The sequence below is a fragment of the Bradyrhizobium sp. NAS96.2 genome, assembly GCF_001908235.1.
Lineage (GTDB): Bacteria > Pseudomonadota > Alphaproteobacteria > Rhizobiales > Xanthobacteraceae > Bradyrhizobium.
In genome coordinates this window covers 1-16,453 of record NZ_LGHK01000006.1, presented here as the reverse complement: position 1 = coordinate 16,453, position 16,453 = coordinate 1, and the positions used below count along the sequence as shown (strand labels likewise).

Sequence of the window (16,453 nt, the reverse complement as noted above, 5' to 3'; positions counted from 1 at the left end):
TTCCAATGCGGATAATCTGCTTCACGGACGGTCCCCTCGTTTGAGATTGCACAACCTCATTCTGGCACACTGATGCCGTAGGGGGCCGTCCACACCATCAACCGCCGCATTCGGCGATGAACGGGACAGCGGCCCCAGCTCCGCGCAACAACCGAGATTTGGGGTAATGGGTCCTGGCTTTCGCCAGGACGACGATGGGGATGGTTCTCGATTCAAATGGGGATTGTTCTCGCTTCAAGACGTCAAACACGCGATGACAGGTGTGAGTGCGTGCACAACTCTTCTCACGCGTCGTCCCAGCGAAAGCAGGGACCCATACGCCGCGGCTCGTGTTGTGAAAGGGATTCGTCGTTCCAGCGCCCGCAACAATTGGCATTTGGGGTTATGGGTCCCGGCCTTCGCCGGGACGACAGTGAGTGTGTGGTGCGCCTTGTGGGTCAAACATCCGCACTCTCGCGACATGAATCGTCCGAGTCTTGCATTTCGTTTCGCCGCTCTGGAAGCAGAGGGCGCAGGGAAAGCCGGGTGCCGATCGCACCCATGGGTCCCGCGTAATAGAAAACGCGGGAGGTAGGACCACAGGTGTAACCGGAACAACCCGGCTTTCCCTGCGCGATGGGTTACGGCTTACTTCGTGCTCTCCCCGGCGAGACTTGGCTTTGTTGTCACCGTCTCCGCAACGCGCACCGCGCAATTCGAGAGACACCTGCCACTAGGGCGTCGGGACCACACGACTTCACCGTCCGCCTCATGCGCACTCGTCAGTTGCGCAATCGGCGTCCACCGCATCTCGACCCGCGTTCGTGACGATCGCGAAGCGCCCCTCGATCAGATGAGACGCCCATTTCATATACTGAATTGCATTTCGGATAAAGCGAAATATTTTTGCGGCGGGGGCATGCGCTGTCGGGCAACTCAATGATTGGCGATTTCCGGGTGAGCCGGCCGCCAGCGTTAACGCTCCCGGCACAGCGTCACGGGGCTTGCCAGGAAAGCGGTTTGGACGTTCTAATCGAGGGATTGCAGTACGTTATTTTTTTGAACAGTGGATTTCCAATGAACGCCATCGAGCAAATCATTGCCGGCTACGTGTCGTTGAAGAATCGTCAAGCGCTGGAAGAGCTCAGGGACCATCGCCAACGATTGTTGGACGGTGTTCGAGCACACAGCGTCCCGGGTTTCAGGCCGACGGTCGTGAATAACACGCTCCGCGAGGAGATCGAACTCATCGAGGCGGCATTGGCTCGCTTTGACGAGGATGCATAGCCCGCGACGGGGCGCCGTCACCTGCTGCGGCCGCTGCCGTTCATCCGTCGAACCTATCGATGAACGCCACCGTTGAGCGCGGTCGCTGGAGCCGCAGCGCCGGGCCAATTCCCTGAAGAAATCCCGGCGCGGGCAGGCGAGCTGGCGCCCAATTCCTCGCCATGACCTGATCAATATCGAAGCATGAAATATATAATATGTAGAAATATCAATATGATATTATAAATTGTATGCAGAATGCAAAATATGCTTGTGGCGCCGGCCTCCTTGAAGCAGACTTCGCGCGGGGCAGGAGAGGCCAACGACCTTCGATGACGAGGGCGCGCCAGGGGCAAAAACAATCTGCCGGCAGAGGAGCGAGCAATGAGCGATCAGGTGTCCACCATCGCAATGGCAGATACGGCAAGGCCCAGCGGCGTGCGCTGGAAGATCTTCCTGCTGATGCTGTTCCTGATCTCGATCAACTATATCGATCGCGCGTCGCTGTCGGTCGCGATGCCCGTCATCGCCAAGGAGTTCGACATCGATCCGGCAATGCAGGGCCTGATCCTGAGTTCGTTCTTCTGGACCTACGCGCTGATGCAAGTGCCGGGCGGCATGCTGGCTGACCGCTTCAAGCCGCGCATCGTGATCGCGCTCGCGACATTGTTCTGGGGCTTCTTCCAGGCACTGGCGGCGCTGTCCACCAGCTGGATGCTGCTGCTGATGACCCGGCTCGGGCTCGGCGCGTCGGAAGCGCCGATCTATCCGGCCGGCGGCAAGCTCAACGCGATCTGGATGACGCAGACCGAGCGCGGCCGCGGCGCGACCCTGCTCGACGGCGGTGCGCCGCTTGGCGCTGCGCTGGGCTCGATCGTGATCGCGTGGCTGATGGCGGCGTTCAGCTCCTGGCGCGTCGCCTTCGTCGTCGCCGGCATCGGCACCATGCTGTGCGGGCTGTGGGCCTGGTATTACATCCGCAACGTGCCGCGCGAGCATCCGTCGGTCAATGAGGCCGAGGCGCGCTATCTCGAGGAAGCGCATGCGATCGAGGACGCGGCGACGCCGCCCTCGTCAGGCGCAAGCGGGATGGCCTATTTCCGCTTCCGCTCGGTGTGGTGCATGTGCCTCGGCTGGATGTTCTTCAACACCACCTTCTACGGGCTGTTGACCTGGATGCCGACCTATCTGTTCAAGGTGCACGGCTTCGACATCAAGGCGCTCGGCGGTGCATCCTTCATCATCTTCTTCGCGGGCTTCGTCGGAGAGCTGGTCGGCGGCTGGATCGGCGATGGCTGGCGCGCGCGGGGCGGGGCGCCCAACACCGTGTTCCGCACGCTGTTCGGCATCGCCGCGATCATGGCGACGGTGTCGATCTTCCTCGTTGCCTACGTCACCAATGCGGTCGCGGTGGTGGTGCTGCTGTCGACGACACTGTTCTTCCTGCGCTGGTGCGGCATGTACTGGGCGATCCCCTCGGCATTGGCGGGCCGCGGCAAGTCCGGCTTCCTCGGCGGCTGCATGAATCTCGGCGGCAACATCGCCGGCATCACGACGCCGCTGATCGTCGGCTTCATCGTGCAGGCCACCGGTTCCTACTTCCTGGCCCTGATGTATTTCGCCGCCGCGGGCATTGCGCTGTTGATCTGCTCGACCCTGATCGACTACAGCCGCAAGCTCCCGGTCTAGAATCGGAGTGCGGTCGAGCCCGTGAAGGGTTCGGCCGGTTGATGAGGCCTCGCGAATGACACGTCCCATCAGGCTCGGCATGCTGACGCCGTCGTCGAATACCGCACTCGAGCCGATCACCTGCGCGATGCTGGCCGGGATCGACGGCGTCTCGGCGCATTTCTCGCGCTTCAAGGTGACTGAGATCGCGCTGTCGGAGCAGGCGCTGCGCCAGTTCGACGCCAGCGAGATCCTTCGCGCGGCGGAATTGCTCGCCCATGCCAAGGTCGACGTCATCGCCTGGAACGGCACCTCGGCAAGCTGGCTCGGCTTCGATCGCGACGAGAGCCTGTGCAGGCAGATCACGGCGGCTACGGGGATCAAGGCCTGCACCACGGTGCTGGCCTATCGCGACCTGCTGCGGCGGATCGGCGCCAAGCGCATCGGGCTGGTGACGCCGTATCGCCGGGATGTGCAGGACAAGATCATCGCCAACTGGAATTCGGAAGGGCTGCACTGCTTCGCCGAGCGGCATTTGTCGTTGCAGGACAATTTCTCCTTTGCCGAGGTCAGCGAGGCTGAGGTCGCAGGCCTGATCGAGGGAGTGGTGCGCGAGGGCTGCGATGCCGCCGTCGTGCTCTGCACCAACATGCGCGGCGCCGGCGCCGCCGAACGGCTGGAGCGCGGATTTGGCGTGCCGGTGCTGGACTCGATCGCGGTGACGCTGTGGGCGTGCCTCACAGCCGTCGGCAGCGATCCGTCGCGCGTGCACGGCTGGGGCAGCCTGTTCACGAACCCCGATCTGCGCGCAGCGAGCGCGATCTCCGATCATAAAATGAAGGCCGACAGTGACTGAAGCCAAGCCGACCAGACGCAACAAGGAGCCCAAGCGGCCGATGACGGCGCTGCAACGGCGTCTCCTGCGTGTGCCGCGGGTCGGACTGCACGAGCAGGCGGCGGCGCGGCTGCGCACCATGATCGTGCGCGGTGAGCTGGCGCCGGGACAATCGCTGGGCGAGGCTGATTTGTCCGATGCGCTCGGCATTTCGCGCACTCCGTTGCGCGAGGCGCTGAAGCAATTGGCGAACGAGGGCCTGGTCGAGCTCAGGCTCAACCACAGCGCCGTGATCACGCCGTTCCGCCGCGCCGAGCTCGCCGAATTGTTCGAGGCCGTCAGCGGCATCGAGCGCTGCGCCGCCGAGCTCGCCGCACTCCGCATGGAGGACGCCGATTTCGAACGGCTCGAGGCGCTGCAGGACAAGATCGAGTGGCATCACGGCCGCGGCGAGCTGCGCGACTATTTCCAGGCCAATCAGCAAATCCATTCGGCGATCGTCGGCTTCGCCCGCAACGCGGTGCTGAAGGCGACGCATGAGGCGTTGCTGGCGCGGGCCGAGCGGGCGCGCTACTTCGCGCTCTCGGTGCTCGGGCGCTGGGATGAATCGGTGCGCGAGCATCAGGAGATCCTGGCCGCACTCAGACGCCGCAATGCGGCGCTGGCCGGGCAGATCCTGGCCCACCACGTGCGCCGCACCGGCGAGATCGTTGCCGAGACGCTGGATGGCAAGGGAGATGAGGCTGGAGTGCCGGACGCACCCGCCAAGCCGCGCGGCCGCAAGGCGAGGAACGTTGTGTCATGAAGATCCTGCTGCTCAATCCCAACACGACGGCGGATGTGACGGATCTGCTCCACGCCGCCGGCAGCAAGGTCGCTTCGGCCGGTACCGAACTCGTGCCGGTCACTGCAACGCGCGGCGTGCCTTATATCGCGACCCGCGCCGAGGCGCAGATCGGCGGCGCGATCGCGCTGGAGATGCTGGCCGAGGCCGGTCCCGGCATCGATGTCGCCATCATCGCCGCGTTCGGCGATCCCGGCCTGTTCGGCGCGCGCGAGCTGTTCTCATATCCCGTCGTGGGATTGGCCGAGGCCGCGATGCTCACGGCCTGCATGCTCGGCCGGCGGTTTGCGATCGTGACCTTCGCCGGCGCGCTGGCGCCGTGGTACGAGGAATGCGTCACCATGCATGGGCTCGCCGCGCGCTGCGCCGGCATCCGCACGCTCGACGGCGGCTTCCAGTCGATCTCCGACGTCCAGGCCGAGAAGGAGGAGCTCCTGGTCGCGCTCGCGAACCAGGCGGTCGCGCAGGATAGCGCCGATGTCGTCATTCTCTCGGGCGCGCCGCTCGCGGGGCTCGCGGCGAAGGTGCGCGACCGCATTCCGGTGCCCGTGGTCGACCCGGTCGCGGCTGCGGTGCGCCAGGCGGAGACGCTTGCCGTGCTCAAGCCGCGCAAGGCGGTGGCCGGCACCTTCCGCCGTCCCGATCCGAAGCCGACGATCGGGCTGGCCGAGCCGCTTGCCGCCATCATCGAACATCGCTCACCGAAAGAGGGGACGTGCTGATGTCGTTCGACACCATCATCCGCGGCGGCACCGTGGTCACCGCTGCCGACACCTTTGCCTGCGACGTCGGTATTCGCGACGGCAAGATCACGGCGCTCGGTCAAGATCTCGGCGATGCAACCACGATCATCGACGCCACCGACCGCCTTGTGCTGCCCGGCGGTATCGACAGCCACGTCCATTTCGCCCAGCCGTCGGGCGACGGCATCGTCATGGCCGACGGCTTTGCCAGCGGCACCCGTTCGGCGGCGTTCGGCGGCAACACCACCGTGCTGCCGTTCTGCCTGCAGGAGAAGGGCCAGACGCTGCGCGAGGCGCTGAAGCACTATCATGCGCTGGCCGAAGGCGAATGCCATGTCGACGTCGCCTTCCATCTCATCGTCACCGATCCGACCGAGCATGTGCTGGGCCAGGAGCTGCCGGCGCTGGTCGAGGACGGCTACACCTCGCTGAAAGTCTTCATGACTTATGAGGGGCTGGCGCTGTCGGATCGCGAGCTGCTCGAGACCATGTCGGTCGCGCGCGAGACCGGCGCGATGCTGATGGTGCATGCGGAAAATTTCGACGCGATCCGCTTCCTGACCGACCGGCTGGAACGCGCCGGCAACACCGCGCCGCGCTTCCACGCCACTTCGCGGCCGATCCCGGTCGAGCGCGAGGCAACCCATCGCGCGATCTCGCTGTCGGAACTCGTCGACGTGCCGATCATGATCGTGCACGTCTCGAACCGCGAGGCGATGGACGAAATCCGGCGCGCGCAGCAGCGCGGTCTCAGGGTAATGGGCGAAACCTGTCCGCAGTACCTGATGCTCACCGAGAAGGATCTCGACCAGCTCAATATGGAGGGCGCAAAGTACGTCTGCTCGCCGCCGCCGCGCGACGTCGCCAGCCAGCAGGCGTGCTGGGAGGGCCTGCAGCAGAAAGTATTCTCGGTGTTCTCGTCGGACCATTGCCCGTTCCGCTACGACGATCCGGAAGGAAAGCTCGCGCCGAAAGGGCACACCAGCTTCCGCTGGGTACCGAACGGGATTCCCGGCGTCGCGACGCGGCTGCCGATCCTGTTCTCCGAGGGCGTGGTGAAGGGCCGCATCGATCTCAACAGCTTCGTCGCCTTCAGCGCTACCAATCACGCCAAGATCTACGGCCTCTATCCGCGCAAGGGCACGATCGCGGTCGGCTCGGATGCCGACATCGCGCTGTGGGACCCCAAGCGCAAGGTGACGATCCGCCACGAGCTGATCCACGACGGCTCGGACTACACGCCCTATGAAGGCCTCGAAGTGACCGGCTGGCCGGTGCTGACCATGGTGCGTGGCAAGGTGGTCGTCGACGACGGCACCCTTGTCGGCAGCAAGGAGCACGGCACATATTTGCCGCGCTCGAAACCGTCGGGAGCCGCGACCATCCCGTAACCCATGCAATAAGAAGGCAGGAGACCACCATGCCCTATGCGACAACCGACGACGGCGTGCGGCTCTATTTCGAGGAGACCGGATCCGGTCATCCGGTGATCCTGGTCCACGAATTCGCCGGCGACCTGCGCAGCTACGAGCCGCAGATGCGGCATTTCGGCAAGCGCTTCCGGACCATTGCCTACAATGCGCGCGGCTTTCCGCCGTCTGATGTGCCAGAGCAGGTCTCGTCCTATTCGCAGGCGCGCGCCGCCGATGACATCCTGGCCGTGCTCGATCACGTCGGCGCGCCGAAGGCACATATCGTCGGCCTCTCGATGGGCGGGTTTGCGACCTTGCATTTCGGGTTGCGCCACCCGGCGCGGGCGCTGTCGCTGTGCATCGGCGGCTGCGGCTATGGCGCCGAGCTCGACAAGCGCGAGACGTTTCGCGCCGAGGCCGACGTGATCGCCGCCACGATCCGGAAAGACGGCATGCCGGCCTTCGCCGAGCGCTACGCCTACGGTCCGACCCGCGTGCAACACGAGAACAAGGATCCGCGCGGCCATGCCGAGTTCAAGCGCATGCTGGCCGAGCACTCGGCGGTGGGATCGGCCAACACCCAGCAGGGCGTGCAGAAGGAGCGTCCGTCACTTTACACGCTGGTCGACGAGATGAAGCGTATCAATGTGCCGACGCTGATCATCACCGGCGACGAGGACTGGCCGTGCCTGCTGCCGGGCATCCTGATGAAGCAGAGCATCCCGTCGGCTGCGCTCGCGGTGATGCCGAACTGTGGTCATGCCATCAACATCGAGGAGCCCGACGAATACAACCGTATCGTCGGCGATTTCCTGTCCCAGGTCGAAAGCGGCCGCTGGCCGCAGCGCGATCCCCGTGCTGTGAGTGCGTCGATCACGGGGATGAAGGACTAGCTAGGGCGCGTACTCATCGTCAGCGGCTTGCGTGAGAAGGCGAGGGGCTCCATTGCCCCTTGCTCAAATGCTCGTGCACGATGAGCCAACCGGATTGTTGCTTGCGGCACACTCTGGTGCCTCGTCCACTTCCGCCAATTTCTTCGCGCGCTCCGCCATGTCGGATCGTCGCCGCGCAATGCGCGCGAGAGCAGATCGATTCATGACGCGCATGCGTCACGGCGATCAATCCAGCATCGCTCGCAAGCGCTGCAACCGACGCGTGAATCGAAATGCGCGACGATGAATCGTTGTGACGATGTGTTGCTCGCACAAAACTTACACAGGGCTGTCATCGGCGATGGATAACTTGTCGCAGGTCGACGTCACAAATCTGTAAAATCAAGGGGCACTACGGTGAAAGCCAAATTTCTTTCGACGGTCGGAGTCTGTCTGGTTGCTGCCGCTGCAATTGCGTGCAGCGCTGCCGCTCAGGACGACAGGGATCACGATCATCGTCATCCGCACGACATCCACACCGCAACGCCGATCAAGCATCTCGTCGTCATCTTCAACGAGAACCGCTCGTTCGATCATTATTTCGCGACCTATCCGAACGCAGCCAACCCGACCGGCTCGATTCCATTCACGGCGAAGCCGCATACGCCAAAGGTCAACAACCTCGCCAATGCCAACCTGCTGACCAACAACCCGAACCTCAACCCGGCCAACGGCACCGGCGCGACCAATCCATTCCGCCTCGATCGCACCCAGGCGAACACGCGCTCGCAGAACCACGCCTACACGCCCGAGCAGCAGGCGGTCGACAACGGCAACGAAGACCTGTTTCCGAAGTTCACCGGCCGCGGCACCGCCGGCGGCGTCGGCGCCTTCGGCACCAACGGCCAGGTGATGGGCTATTTCGATGGCAACACCGTCACCGCGTTCTGGAATTACGCGCAGAACTTCGCGATGAGCGACAACAGCTGGACCGACACTTTCGGTCCGTCGACGCCCGGCGCGCTTGAGGTGGTCTCCGGTCAGACCAACGGTGCGCAGAACATCGTCGGCACGACGTCGTCGATCGCCGACGGGCAGGGCGGCCTGACCTTGATCGGCGATACCGACCCTGCCTATGACTCCTGCTCGAGCACGACCAGCCAGGTCCTGATGACCAGCAAGAACATCGGCGACCTGCTCAACGCCGAGCACATCAGCTGGGGCAGCTTCATGGGTGGCTTCGACCTGACGCTCAAGAACAGCAACGGCACCACCAATTGCGGCCGCAGCACCTTCTCGAGCAACGTCAACGGCACCATCGTGGACTACATCCCGCACCACGCCTGGTTCCAGTACTACAAGTCGACCGCCAACCCGACCCATGCGCGGCCGAGCTCGGTGAACGCGATCGGCCACACCTACGTTCCCGGCGGCAAGACGGTCGATCCGGCCAACCATGCCTACGATCTCGAGGATTTCTATGCCTCGGTGAAGGCCGGCAACTTCCCGGCCGTCTCCTACATCAAGATGCCGGCCTATCAGGACGGTCATCCCGGCAACTCCGATCCGCTCGACGAGCAGGCGGGCAATGTCGAGCTGATCAACTTCCTGCAGACGCAGAAGGAGTGGCGCGAGACCGCGGTCATCATCACCTATGACGACTCCGACGGCTGGTACGACCACCAGTACATCGCGCCGACCAGCGCCTCGTATGATCCGACCGCCGACCAGGTCAACGGTCCCGGCCAGTGCGGCCGCGGTGTCGGCAAGCAGACGCAGCCGAACGGCCTCAACGGCCAGCCGGTGAACGGCCGCTGCGGTCCCGGCACGCGCATCCCGTTCATCGTGATCTCGCCTTTCGCCAAGAAGAACTTCGTCAGCCACACCCGCATCTCGCAGGCGTCGGTGGTGCGCTTCATCGAAGACAACTGGCTGCACGGCCAGCGTCTCGGCGGCGGCTCGTTCGACGACAGCGTCGAATCGATCACGGACCTGTTCGATTTCGATCACGGTCATGATCGTGACGATGACGATCGGCAGAACAAGCTGTTCCTCGATCCGACGGCGGGCACGGTCGTCGTCAGCGCTGACGATCATCACCATCACTAACGCTCTGGGACTGGCGCCCTTGGGATCACTGGACGTCATATGAACGGCCGCATGTTGTGGCTTCTCGGCGCCGGCCTGCTCTGCATGGCCGGCGCCGTTGCGGCAGTCGAGACGCAAGGGCTTCCGGGCACCAATCCGAACCCAGTGCAGCTCAGGCGTCCGCCTGTGGCTCCGCTGTCCGGAATGGCGCAGCTCGGCCAGAAGATCTTCTTCGACGCGTCGCTGTCGTCGTCGGGCGCATTGTCATGCGCGTCCTGTCACAGTCCGGAGCACGCCTACGGTCCGCCCAATGATGCGGCGGTCATGTTCGGCGGGCCCGCGCAGTCCCGGCAAGGGGCGCGCGCCGTCCCGGGCCTGACCTATCTCGAGCGGCAACCGAATTTCAGCATCGGGCCCGAGAAGGACGAAGACGACAACGTCGTCGACTTTGCGCAACTTGCGGCGGTGGGCCAACAGGCCGCGCGCGCCAAGAAGGTCGCGACCGGGACCGCCGCGTCGGCGGTCAACATCGTGCCGCAGGGCGGACTGTTCTGGGATGGCCGCGCCGATACGCTGCAGGACCAGGCGATCTTCCCGCTGCTCGATCCCAACGAGATGGACGGCGGCAGCATCGAGGTGGTGGCGCAGAAGCTGCGCCAGGCGAGCTACGCGCCGCGCTTCGCCGAATTGTTCGGCGCCGGTGTCTTCGACAATACGCGGCTGCTGGTCGCGGAGGCGATGTTCGCGGTCGCGCGCTATCAGGTTGAGGAGCCGAGCTTCCATCCCTACACCAGCAAGTTCGACTACTGGCTGGAAGGCAAGACGCGGCTCAGCGAGAGCGAAATGCGCGGCCTGCAATTGTTCAACGATACGGAGAAGGCCAACTGCGCCGGCTGCCACACGTCGGCGCCGACCCGCGACGGCCTGCCGCCGCTGTTCACCGACCATCAGTATGAGGCGCTCGGCGCGCCGCGCAACGCCGCGCTCGGCAGCAATCGCGATCCCAACTATTTCGATCTCGGGGTCTGCGGCCCGTATCGCACCGACATTGCCGAGCAGACGCAATATTGCGGAATGTTTCTGACGCCGACCTTGCGCAACACCGCAACGCGCCGGGTGTTCTTCCACAATGGCGTCTTCACCAGCCTCGAGCAGGTGCTCGATTTCTATAATTTCCGCGATACCAATCCGGACAAGGTGTACCCGCGCGCGGCCGACCGAACTGTGCGGAAGTACGACGACCTGCCGGAAAAATATCGCGGCAATGTCGACGTCAGCGATCCGCCGTTCGAGCGCCATCTGGGCGATGCGCCGGCGATGACGGCGCAGGATGAAGCCGACATCATCGCCTTCCTCAAGACGTTGACCGACGGCTACCAGCCGGAGCGGTGAGCGGTTGCTACCGTCCGTCGTGGAACCGACACGTGAGTTGGCAGGTCATCGCCATGCGCGCATAATGGGCGGATGCATGTCGTCGAAGGCAACGGCGCAAGAATCCCCGCAATCGGGCTCGGCACATGGGAGCTGCGCGGGCGGACCTGCGCCCGCATCGTCGAGCAGGCGTTGCGCCTGGGCTACCGGCACATCGACACCGCGCAGATCTATGACAATGAGCGCGAGGTCGGCGAGGGGCTGCGCGCCTCCGGCATCAAGCGCAACGATGTGTTCGTGACCACCAAGGTCTGGACCACGCATTTCATGGCGAAGGATCTCGAACGTTCCGCCAAGGAGAGCTTGGCGCGGCTGCGTTTGACCGAGGTCGATCTGTTGCTGTTGCACTGGCCCAATCCGCAAGTGCCGCTTGCCGAGACGCTCGGCGCGCTGGCGCGGGTCAAGCAGGCCGGGCTGGCGCGGCACATCGGGCTCTCGAACTTTAACGTGACGCAGATCGAGGAGGCGGTTGCGGCGTGTCCCGAACCGCTCGCCTGCGATCAGGTCGAGTACCATCCCTATCTCGGCCAGGAGGATGTGATCGAGGCTTGTACACGCCATGGCATGGCGTTCGTCGCCTACAGCCCGATCGCGAAAGGGCGCGTCAAGGGCGACCGCGCGCTGGCGCGGATCGGCGACCGCTATCGCAAGACGGCTGCCCAGATATGCCTGCGCTGGCTGGTGCAACAGAGCGTCTCGGCGATCCCGCGCACCTCAAAGCTCGAGCGGCTCCAGGAAAATATCGACATCTTCGATTTCGAGCTGTCGGATGAGGACATGCGCGAGATTACGGCGATGGGGAGCACGGCCGCGCGCTGACGGCCCATCGGATCCTGGCCTGAGCATCGCGTCGCGGAAAATGGCTAGGCAGCGGTCCGGATCGTGCTATTGCCCGCGGGCTGATCGCGGTTTTGGATCGCGAATGGGGGATTGAGGCAGGTGGGTTCCAGCCGGTATTGTAGCCGGTGGGGAGACGACACCGATGTGATCGAGCGGGATGAAGTTTCGGCCAAACGCGGATCTGATGGCGTCGGTGTTCGTGCACCTGATGCTGCTCGCGCTGATTTTCCTTTATTCGGAGGTCCATCAGTTCGATCCCGTCGCCGCTGACACGGTGCCGGTCGAGATCGTGACGCCGCAGGAGGTCGCCAAGGCGGAGATCAAGCCCGAACCCGATCCGGTGCCGAGCCCGTCGCCGACGCCCGAGTTGCAGTTGCCTTCACTCGACAAGCCGGTGGACACCGCCAAGCCCGAGCCGTCAGCGCAAGCGCCCGCACCGCAGCAGCAGCCCACGCCGCAGCCCGCGCAGAAGCAGGCGACACCGGCGCCCAAGCCCAGCCCGGCTCCGCAACATGCTGCGGTCGAGCCGCCGACACCTCAGACGCCGCCGATGCCTCAGCAACAGGCGGCGGCGTCACCGCCTGCCTATACGCAGCCGGAGCCGGACCTGTCCGTCAAATACAACGTCATGCTTGGCTTGCCGCCCGACATCTCCGTGAAACCGCCCGCGGAAGCGCCGTCCGGCCCAGGTCCCGGCAAGGACAATTTCGACGCCGCAGCCACCGAGCAGGCCGAAATCGGCTCCAGCGTCGTCGCCGAATTCCGCCGCCATCTGAAGACCTGCATGAAGCTTCCGGCGACGCTGAGCACGAGCGATGACGTCAAGATCAAGCTTCGGGTGTTCATGAAGCCCGACGGCAAGCTTGCCGCATCGCCTTTGCTGATCGAAGCCACCGCATCGGAAAAGGGGCCGCTGCTGCTCAAGAGCGCGACCGACGCGCTGCAAACTTGCCAGCCCTATGCGATGCTGCCGCGGGATCGCTACGGCGAATGGAAGGTGCTCGACCTCGAATTCACGCCGCGCGATTTTGCGTCGTAGGGCGAGCGTCATTGCGAGCGAAGCGAAGCAATCCATGCTTCCGCGAGACGGATTGATGGATTGCTTCGTCGCTTCGCTCCTTGCAATGACAACCGGCATGTTCAGCTTCCCATCGCCTGCCAGGCATTCGAGGCGAATTGCCGCCGCCAGATCACGATCACGACGGCGGCCGTCGTGATGAACAGCACCCACGGACTGACGAACCAGCCGAGATAGCCGAGCGCGAAGAAGAACGCGCGCTGACCGCGGTTGAAGTGCCGGCCCGCGGTCTCGAACAGCCGCGTGGTGCGGATGACATGGGCCTCCGCCTCGGGCGTATCGCGCTGGCCGGCCGGCGGCATCGCGCCGAACAGGATCGCGACATAGTTGAACAGGCGATAGGCCCAGGCGAATTTGAAGAAGGTGTAGATGAAGATCAGGATCAGCCCGATGCACTTGACCTCCCACAGCGCGGGCGAGGGCGTCAGGTTGACCGGCAGCGCGCCGAGCACCGCGAGCGCGTCGTTGGTGGCGCGCAACAGCGCCAGCGCCCCGCCAATCGCGATCAGGCTGGTCGAGGCGAAGAACGCGGTGCCGTTCTGCAAGCTGGCCATGATCTGCATGTCGACCATCCGCGCGTCGCGGTGGAGCAGGTTCCGCACCCAGATCTCGCGATAGACATGCATCCGCGCCGACAGGCTGTCGCGCCCATAGGCGGTGTGCTCCAGCGTAATGGCATAGACCAGCCACTCCAGCGCAAAAAAGCCGACGGCGAGGATGTCGACCCAATAGCCGGTCATGGTGCCTTCCTTCGTGAACGCGCGGCCGCCAATCCGCGCCGCGTTGCATCCCGCGTCATGTACAGGTTGAACGCGTGCAATGCACTATGGCAAACTGCGCGGGCAACAGGATTCCCCGGACATGCTCAAGCTCGTCATCGGCAACAGGAACTATTCGTCATGGTCGATGCGGCCCTGGCTGGCACTGCGCGCCAATAACATCCCGTTCGAAGAGGCCTTCATTCCGCTCTACACCGGTCAGGCCGACAAGGACCGCATCCTCTCGTTCAGCAAGGCCGGCAAGGTGCCGACGCTGATCGACGGAGACGTCACGGTGTGGGATTCGCTGGCGATCATCGAATATCTCGCCGAGAAGTTTCCCGAGGCGAAGCTGTGGCCGGCGGATCGCGCCGCGCGCGCCCATGCCCGCGCGATCTCGGCGGAGATGCATTCCGGCTTCGTGCCGCTGCGCAGCGAATGCGGCATGAACCTGCACCGGCCGATCCGTGCCATCGCGCTGTCGGACGATGCGCAGGCCAATGTGACGCGGATCCAGGACATCTGGGCCGATTGCCACGCGCGCTACGGCAAGCAGGGCCCGTTCCTGTTCGGGGCATTCACGGGCGCGGACGCGATGTACGCCCCCGTGGTGCATCGCTTCCGCACCTACGCGATCCCGGTGAGGGCCGAGGCGCAGCATTATGTCGATGCCATGATGCAGCTGCCGGCGTTCCAGGAATGGACCCGCGATGGCCTGGCCGAGACGCTGCGTATCGCGCGATTCGAGGACGCCTGACGGTCGCAGCACTGCCGAATTGTGACAGCCGCCGCAAAGATCGCGGCTTGACGCCGCGCGGCCGAAGGCGTCGAATCCGACAGGCTGGTTTCGCAAGTCGTGAAAGGACTTAGACCATGGGCATTCTCGATTCCCTGGAGAATTCGCCGGAGCTGAAGGGCATGCTTGGCCAGCTCGGGGCGGCCGTGATCCCCGTCGTGCTCGGCGAGGTGATGGGCAATGGCGGGCAGGGCGGCTTGTCCGCGATCGTCGCCAAGCTCGAGCAGGCCGGCCTCGGCGAGCAGGTCAAATCCTGGATCGGCGCCGGCCAGAACCTGCCGATCACGGCCGAGCAACTCCAGCAGGTGCTGGGCAGCGACACGGTCAAGCAACTCGCCGCCAGGTTCAACATCCCCGTCGACCAGCTGTCCCAGGTGCTGGCCCAGCAGCTTCCGGGTGCGGTCGACAGCGCGAGCCCGAACGGCAAGCTGCCGCATACCGCCTGAGCCGGTGGAACCGGGTTCCCGCCGAGGCCCGGCGGGCAATTTCCGGCTGGCACGTAAATTGCTGTCTATCACCCTGAAAAACCTGCAAAAATAGCGCGTTCGCCATGCCCCAATCTTGCTGGATTTGGGGCAGGGCGATGTGCTAGCTTGCCGCAGGGTTCTCAAAATGCCGGCCAGAGCTATCGGGACTGTCAGCTCGGCCAGCAATCTCTAAAAAAATGGAGAGGGCGTTGAAGCATAAGTACTCGATTGGCGAGATCGTCTATTTCACGGCCAGCAACGTGGCGCGCCCCGCTGCGAGCGGCACCTATGAGGTGATCCGCCTGCTGCCGACCGAGGGGGACGACTGCCAGTACCGCATCAAGAGCTCGACTGAAGCTTTCGAACGGGTGGCCAAGGAGAGCCAGCTCGCGCTGTCCTGAACGAGTTGTGCGCAAGCCGGCGGCTGGAGCGGGTTTCCCGCCGCCGCCGTCAAAAGGCCCTGTTCGCAGACCCATTGTGCTGAAGGTTGGACGTCGGGGTGGCGACGCTGGCCGTCGCCGATTGTGCTTACGCTGCGTTGAGGGACATCGCGCATGAATTGGGCTTCCTCACTGGATCAGATCTGGCGCTCACCGACCTTCCCGATGTGGCTGACGCTGGCCGCTGCGGGGTTCTTTGGGATCGTTGTTCTGGTCACGCTGCTGCGTGCGGAAAAATCCGTCGCCAACGGCGCGCTGACCGTCATCACGCTGCTGTCGATCGCGGTTGCGGTCGCCGCGACGATCCGCGGCTTCGGGCCGGGCGGGCAGGCGGCAGCGCCAAGCGAGACACGCACCGCGCAATTGACCAGCCAGACGGTGCCGGCGCTGGCCTGCGTCGACGACCTCGCCGGAGACGCCGTTCTCAATGCCTGCGAGAAGGTGCTGTTCGGTTCGTCCGATACGGCCGCGGCGGCGGTCAGCTACGCGGCGGCGCAGATCTCGCGCCTGACCGCGCTCGGCGATCTCGCAACCGCGGAGCGCAATTCGACCACCGAGTTGCAGGCGCTGCGCCGCGCCATCGAGCACGACCGGTACGGCCTGGTGGCCTATGCGCTGATGGCGCGCGACCACTGCACGCCGACGGCGTGCCCCGCATTCCGCTCGCTCGGCGACAACCATCAGATCGTCGCCAACATGAACGATCGGACCTATGAGAACCTGATCACGCGCTACGCGTCGTCCTGGAATGCGCCCGCCATGGCCGCCCAGCCGTCGGCTGCCGGCCTTGTCGCGGCGCTGCCGCCGTCGATGCCGACCGGCAAGCCGACCAATGCCGAGTTTCCGAGTTCGGCGGACACCCCGCCGGTCAGCATCATGACGCCCGTACCGGCGAAGCCGTCGGCTGCGGCGCCGCCGGCCGCGCGCGCTGCCGCT

General features: G+C 64.5%; 16 protein-coding genes. 15 read left to right on the top strand and 1 reads right to left on the bottom strand.

Annotated features, from left to right (window positions below):
- The first annotated feature begins 1,056 nt into the window (after nt 1–1,056).
- The 11 genes from AC628_RS01205 to tolA all read left to right on the top strand — a co-directional run bounded on the left by AC628_RS01205 (nt 1,057) and on the right by tolA (nt 13,017).
- On the top strand, nt 1,057–1,266 hold the full coding sequence (locus tag AC628_RS01205) for a hypothetical protein (RefSeq protein WP_074124951.1): 210 nt from the start codon (nt 1,057–1,059) through the stop codon (nt 1,264–1,266).
- Between the two features lie 363 nt (nt 1,267–1,629).
- Nucleotides 1,630–2,934 (top strand): MFS transporter, encoded by a 1,305-nt coding sequence (locus tag AC628_RS01200; protein ID WP_074124948.1) that lies wholly within the window; start codon nt 1,630–1,632, stop codon nt 2,932–2,934.
- 55 nt (nt 2,935–2,989) lie between these two features.
- Nucleotides 2,990–3,769, top strand: coding sequence for a maleate cis-trans isomerase family protein (locus AC628_RS01195; protein WP_074124947.1), 780 nt, complete (start codon nt 2,990–2,992; stop codon nt 3,767–3,769).
- Complete coding sequence (locus AC628_RS01190; protein WP_074124946.1) at nt 3,762–4,553, top strand: GntR family transcriptional regulator; 792 nt, start codon at nt 3,762–3,764, stop codon at nt 4,551–4,553. Before AC628_RS01195 ends, AC628_RS01190 begins: the two co-directional genes overlap by 8 nt.
- Nucleotides 4,550–5,314: an aspartate/glutamate racemase family protein gene (locus tag AC628_RS01185; protein WP_074124945.1), complete on the top strand. Its 765-nt coding sequence runs from the start codon at nt 4,550–4,552 to the stop codon at nt 5,312–5,314. Before AC628_RS01190 ends, AC628_RS01185 begins: the two co-directional genes overlap by 4 nt.
- Nucleotides 5,314–6,726 carry a dihydropyrimidinase gene (gene hydA / locus AC628_RS01180; RefSeq protein WP_210190140.1) on the top strand — a complete coding sequence of 471 codons (1,413 nt, stop codon included), beginning with the start codon at nt 5,314–5,316 and terminating at the stop codon, nt 6,724–6,726. The genes AC628_RS01185 and hydA overlap by 1 nt, the downstream gene beginning before the upstream one ends.
- Before the next feature lie 29 nt (nt 6,727–6,755).
- Entirely contained in the window at nt 6,756–7,640 is an 885-nt protein-coding gene (locus AC628_RS01175; protein ID WP_074124944.1) for an alpha/beta fold hydrolase, read from the top strand.
- Between the two features lie 396 nt (nt 7,641–8,036).
- Nucleotides 8,037–9,728, top strand: coding sequence for a phospholipase C (locus tag AC628_RS01170; RefSeq protein ID WP_074124943.1), 1,692 nt, complete (start codon nt 8,037–8,039; stop codon nt 9,726–9,728).
- Nucleotides 9,729–9,779: 51 nt separating this feature from the next.
- Nucleotides 9,780–11,099, top strand: coding sequence for a cytochrome-c peroxidase (locus AC628_RS01165; RefSeq protein ID WP_245320973.1), 1,320 nt, complete (start codon nt 9,780–9,782; stop codon nt 11,097–11,099).
- Between the two features lie 72 nt (nt 11,100–11,171).
- Nucleotides 11,172–11,957 carry an aldo/keto reductase gene (locus AC628_RS01160; RefSeq protein WP_074124941.1) on the top strand — a complete coding sequence of 262 codons (786 nt, stop codon included), beginning with the start codon at nt 11,172–11,174 and terminating at the stop codon, nt 11,955–11,957.
- A 178-nt stretch (nt 11,958–12,135) separates the two neighbouring features.
- Entirely contained in the window at nt 12,136–13,017 is an 882-nt protein-coding gene (gene tolA, locus AC628_RS01155) for a cell envelope integrity protein TolA (RefSeq protein WP_074124940.1), read from the top strand.
- Nucleotides 13,018–13,118: 101 nt separating this feature from the next.
- Here tolA and AC628_RS01150 read toward each other — a convergent pair whose 3' ends face one another.
- On the bottom strand, nt 13,119–13,796 hold the full coding sequence (locus AC628_RS01150; RefSeq protein WP_074124939.1) for a DUF599 domain-containing protein: 678 nt from the start codon (nt 13,794–13,796) through the stop codon (nt 13,119–13,121).
- A gap of 121 nt (nt 13,797–13,917) precedes the next feature.
- Between AC628_RS01150 and AC628_RS01145 the strand changes: the two genes are divergently transcribed.
- The 4 genes from AC628_RS01145 to AC628_RS01130 form a co-directional block, all read left to right on the top strand.
- On the top strand, nt 13,918–14,571 hold the full coding sequence (locus AC628_RS01145; protein ID WP_074124949.1) for a glutathione S-transferase family protein: 654 nt from the start codon (nt 13,918–13,920) through the stop codon (nt 14,569–14,571).
- A 116-nt stretch (nt 14,572–14,687) separates the two neighbouring features.
- Nucleotides 14,688–15,056: a YidB family protein gene (locus AC628_RS01140; RefSeq protein WP_074124938.1), complete on the top strand. Its 369-nt coding sequence runs from the start codon at nt 14,688–14,690 to the stop codon at nt 15,054–15,056.
- A 218-nt stretch (nt 15,057–15,274) separates the two neighbouring features.
- Nucleotides 15,275–15,478 carry a hypothetical protein gene (locus AC628_RS01135; protein ID WP_094194249.1) on the top strand — a complete coding sequence of 68 codons (204 nt, stop codon included), beginning with the start codon at nt 15,275–15,277 and terminating at the stop codon, nt 15,476–15,478.
- A 153-nt stretch (nt 15,479–15,631) separates the two neighbouring features.
- Nucleotides 15,632–16,453 (top strand): hypothetical protein (locus AC628_RS01130; RefSeq protein WP_074124937.1); only part of this gene is annotated, 822 nt, incomplete at its 3' end.

Excerpts from the sequence above, each read along its gene's own strand:
- AC628_RS01205 (WP_074124951.1), top strand. The coding sequence starts at position 1,057 with ATGAACGCCATCGAGCAAATCATTGCCGGCTACGTGTCGTTGAAGAAT.
- AC628_RS01200 (WP_074124948.1), top strand. The coding sequence starts at position 1,630 with ATGAGCGATCAGGTGTCCACCATCGCAATGGCAGATACGGCAAGGCCC.
- AC628_RS01195 (WP_074124947.1), top strand. The coding sequence starts at position 2,990 with ATGACACGTCCCATCAGGCTCGGCATGCTGACGCCGTCGTCGAATACC.
- AC628_RS01185 (WP_074124945.1), top strand. The coding sequence starts at position 4,550 with ATGAAGATCCTGCTGCTCAATCCCAACACGACGGCGGATGTGACGGAT.
- hydA (WP_210190140.1), top strand. The coding sequence starts at position 5,314 with ATGTCGTTCGACACCATCATCCGCGGCGGCACCGTGGTCACCGCTGCC.
- AC628_RS01175 (WP_074124944.1), top strand. The coding sequence starts at position 6,756 with ATGCCCTATGCGACAACCGACGACGGCGTGCGGCTCTATTTCGAGGAG.
- AC628_RS01165 (WP_245320973.1), top strand. The coding sequence starts at position 9,780 with ATGTTGTGGCTTCTCGGCGCCGGCCTGCTCTGCATGGCCGGCGCCGTT.
- AC628_RS01160 (WP_074124941.1), top strand. The coding sequence starts at position 11,172 with ATGCATGTCGTCGAAGGCAACGGCGCAAGAATCCCCGCAATCGGGCTC.
- tolA (WP_074124940.1), top strand. The coding sequence starts at position 12,136 with ATGAAGTTTCGGCCAAACGCGGATCTGATGGCGTCGGTGTTCGTGCAC.
- AC628_RS01150 (WP_074124939.1), bottom strand. The coding sequence starts at position 13,796 with ATGACCGGCTATTGGGTCGACATCCTCGCCGTCGGCTTTTTTGCGCTG.
- AC628_RS01145 (WP_074124949.1), top strand. The coding sequence starts at position 13,918 with ATGCTCAAGCTCGTCATCGGCAACAGGAACTATTCGTCATGGTCGATG.
- AC628_RS01140 (WP_074124938.1), top strand. The coding sequence starts at position 14,688 with ATGGGCATTCTCGATTCCCTGGAGAATTCGCCGGAGCTGAAGGGCATG.
- AC628_RS01135 (WP_094194249.1), top strand. The coding sequence starts at position 15,275 with ATGGAGAGGGCGTTGAAGCATAAGTACTCGATTGGCGAGATCGTCTAT.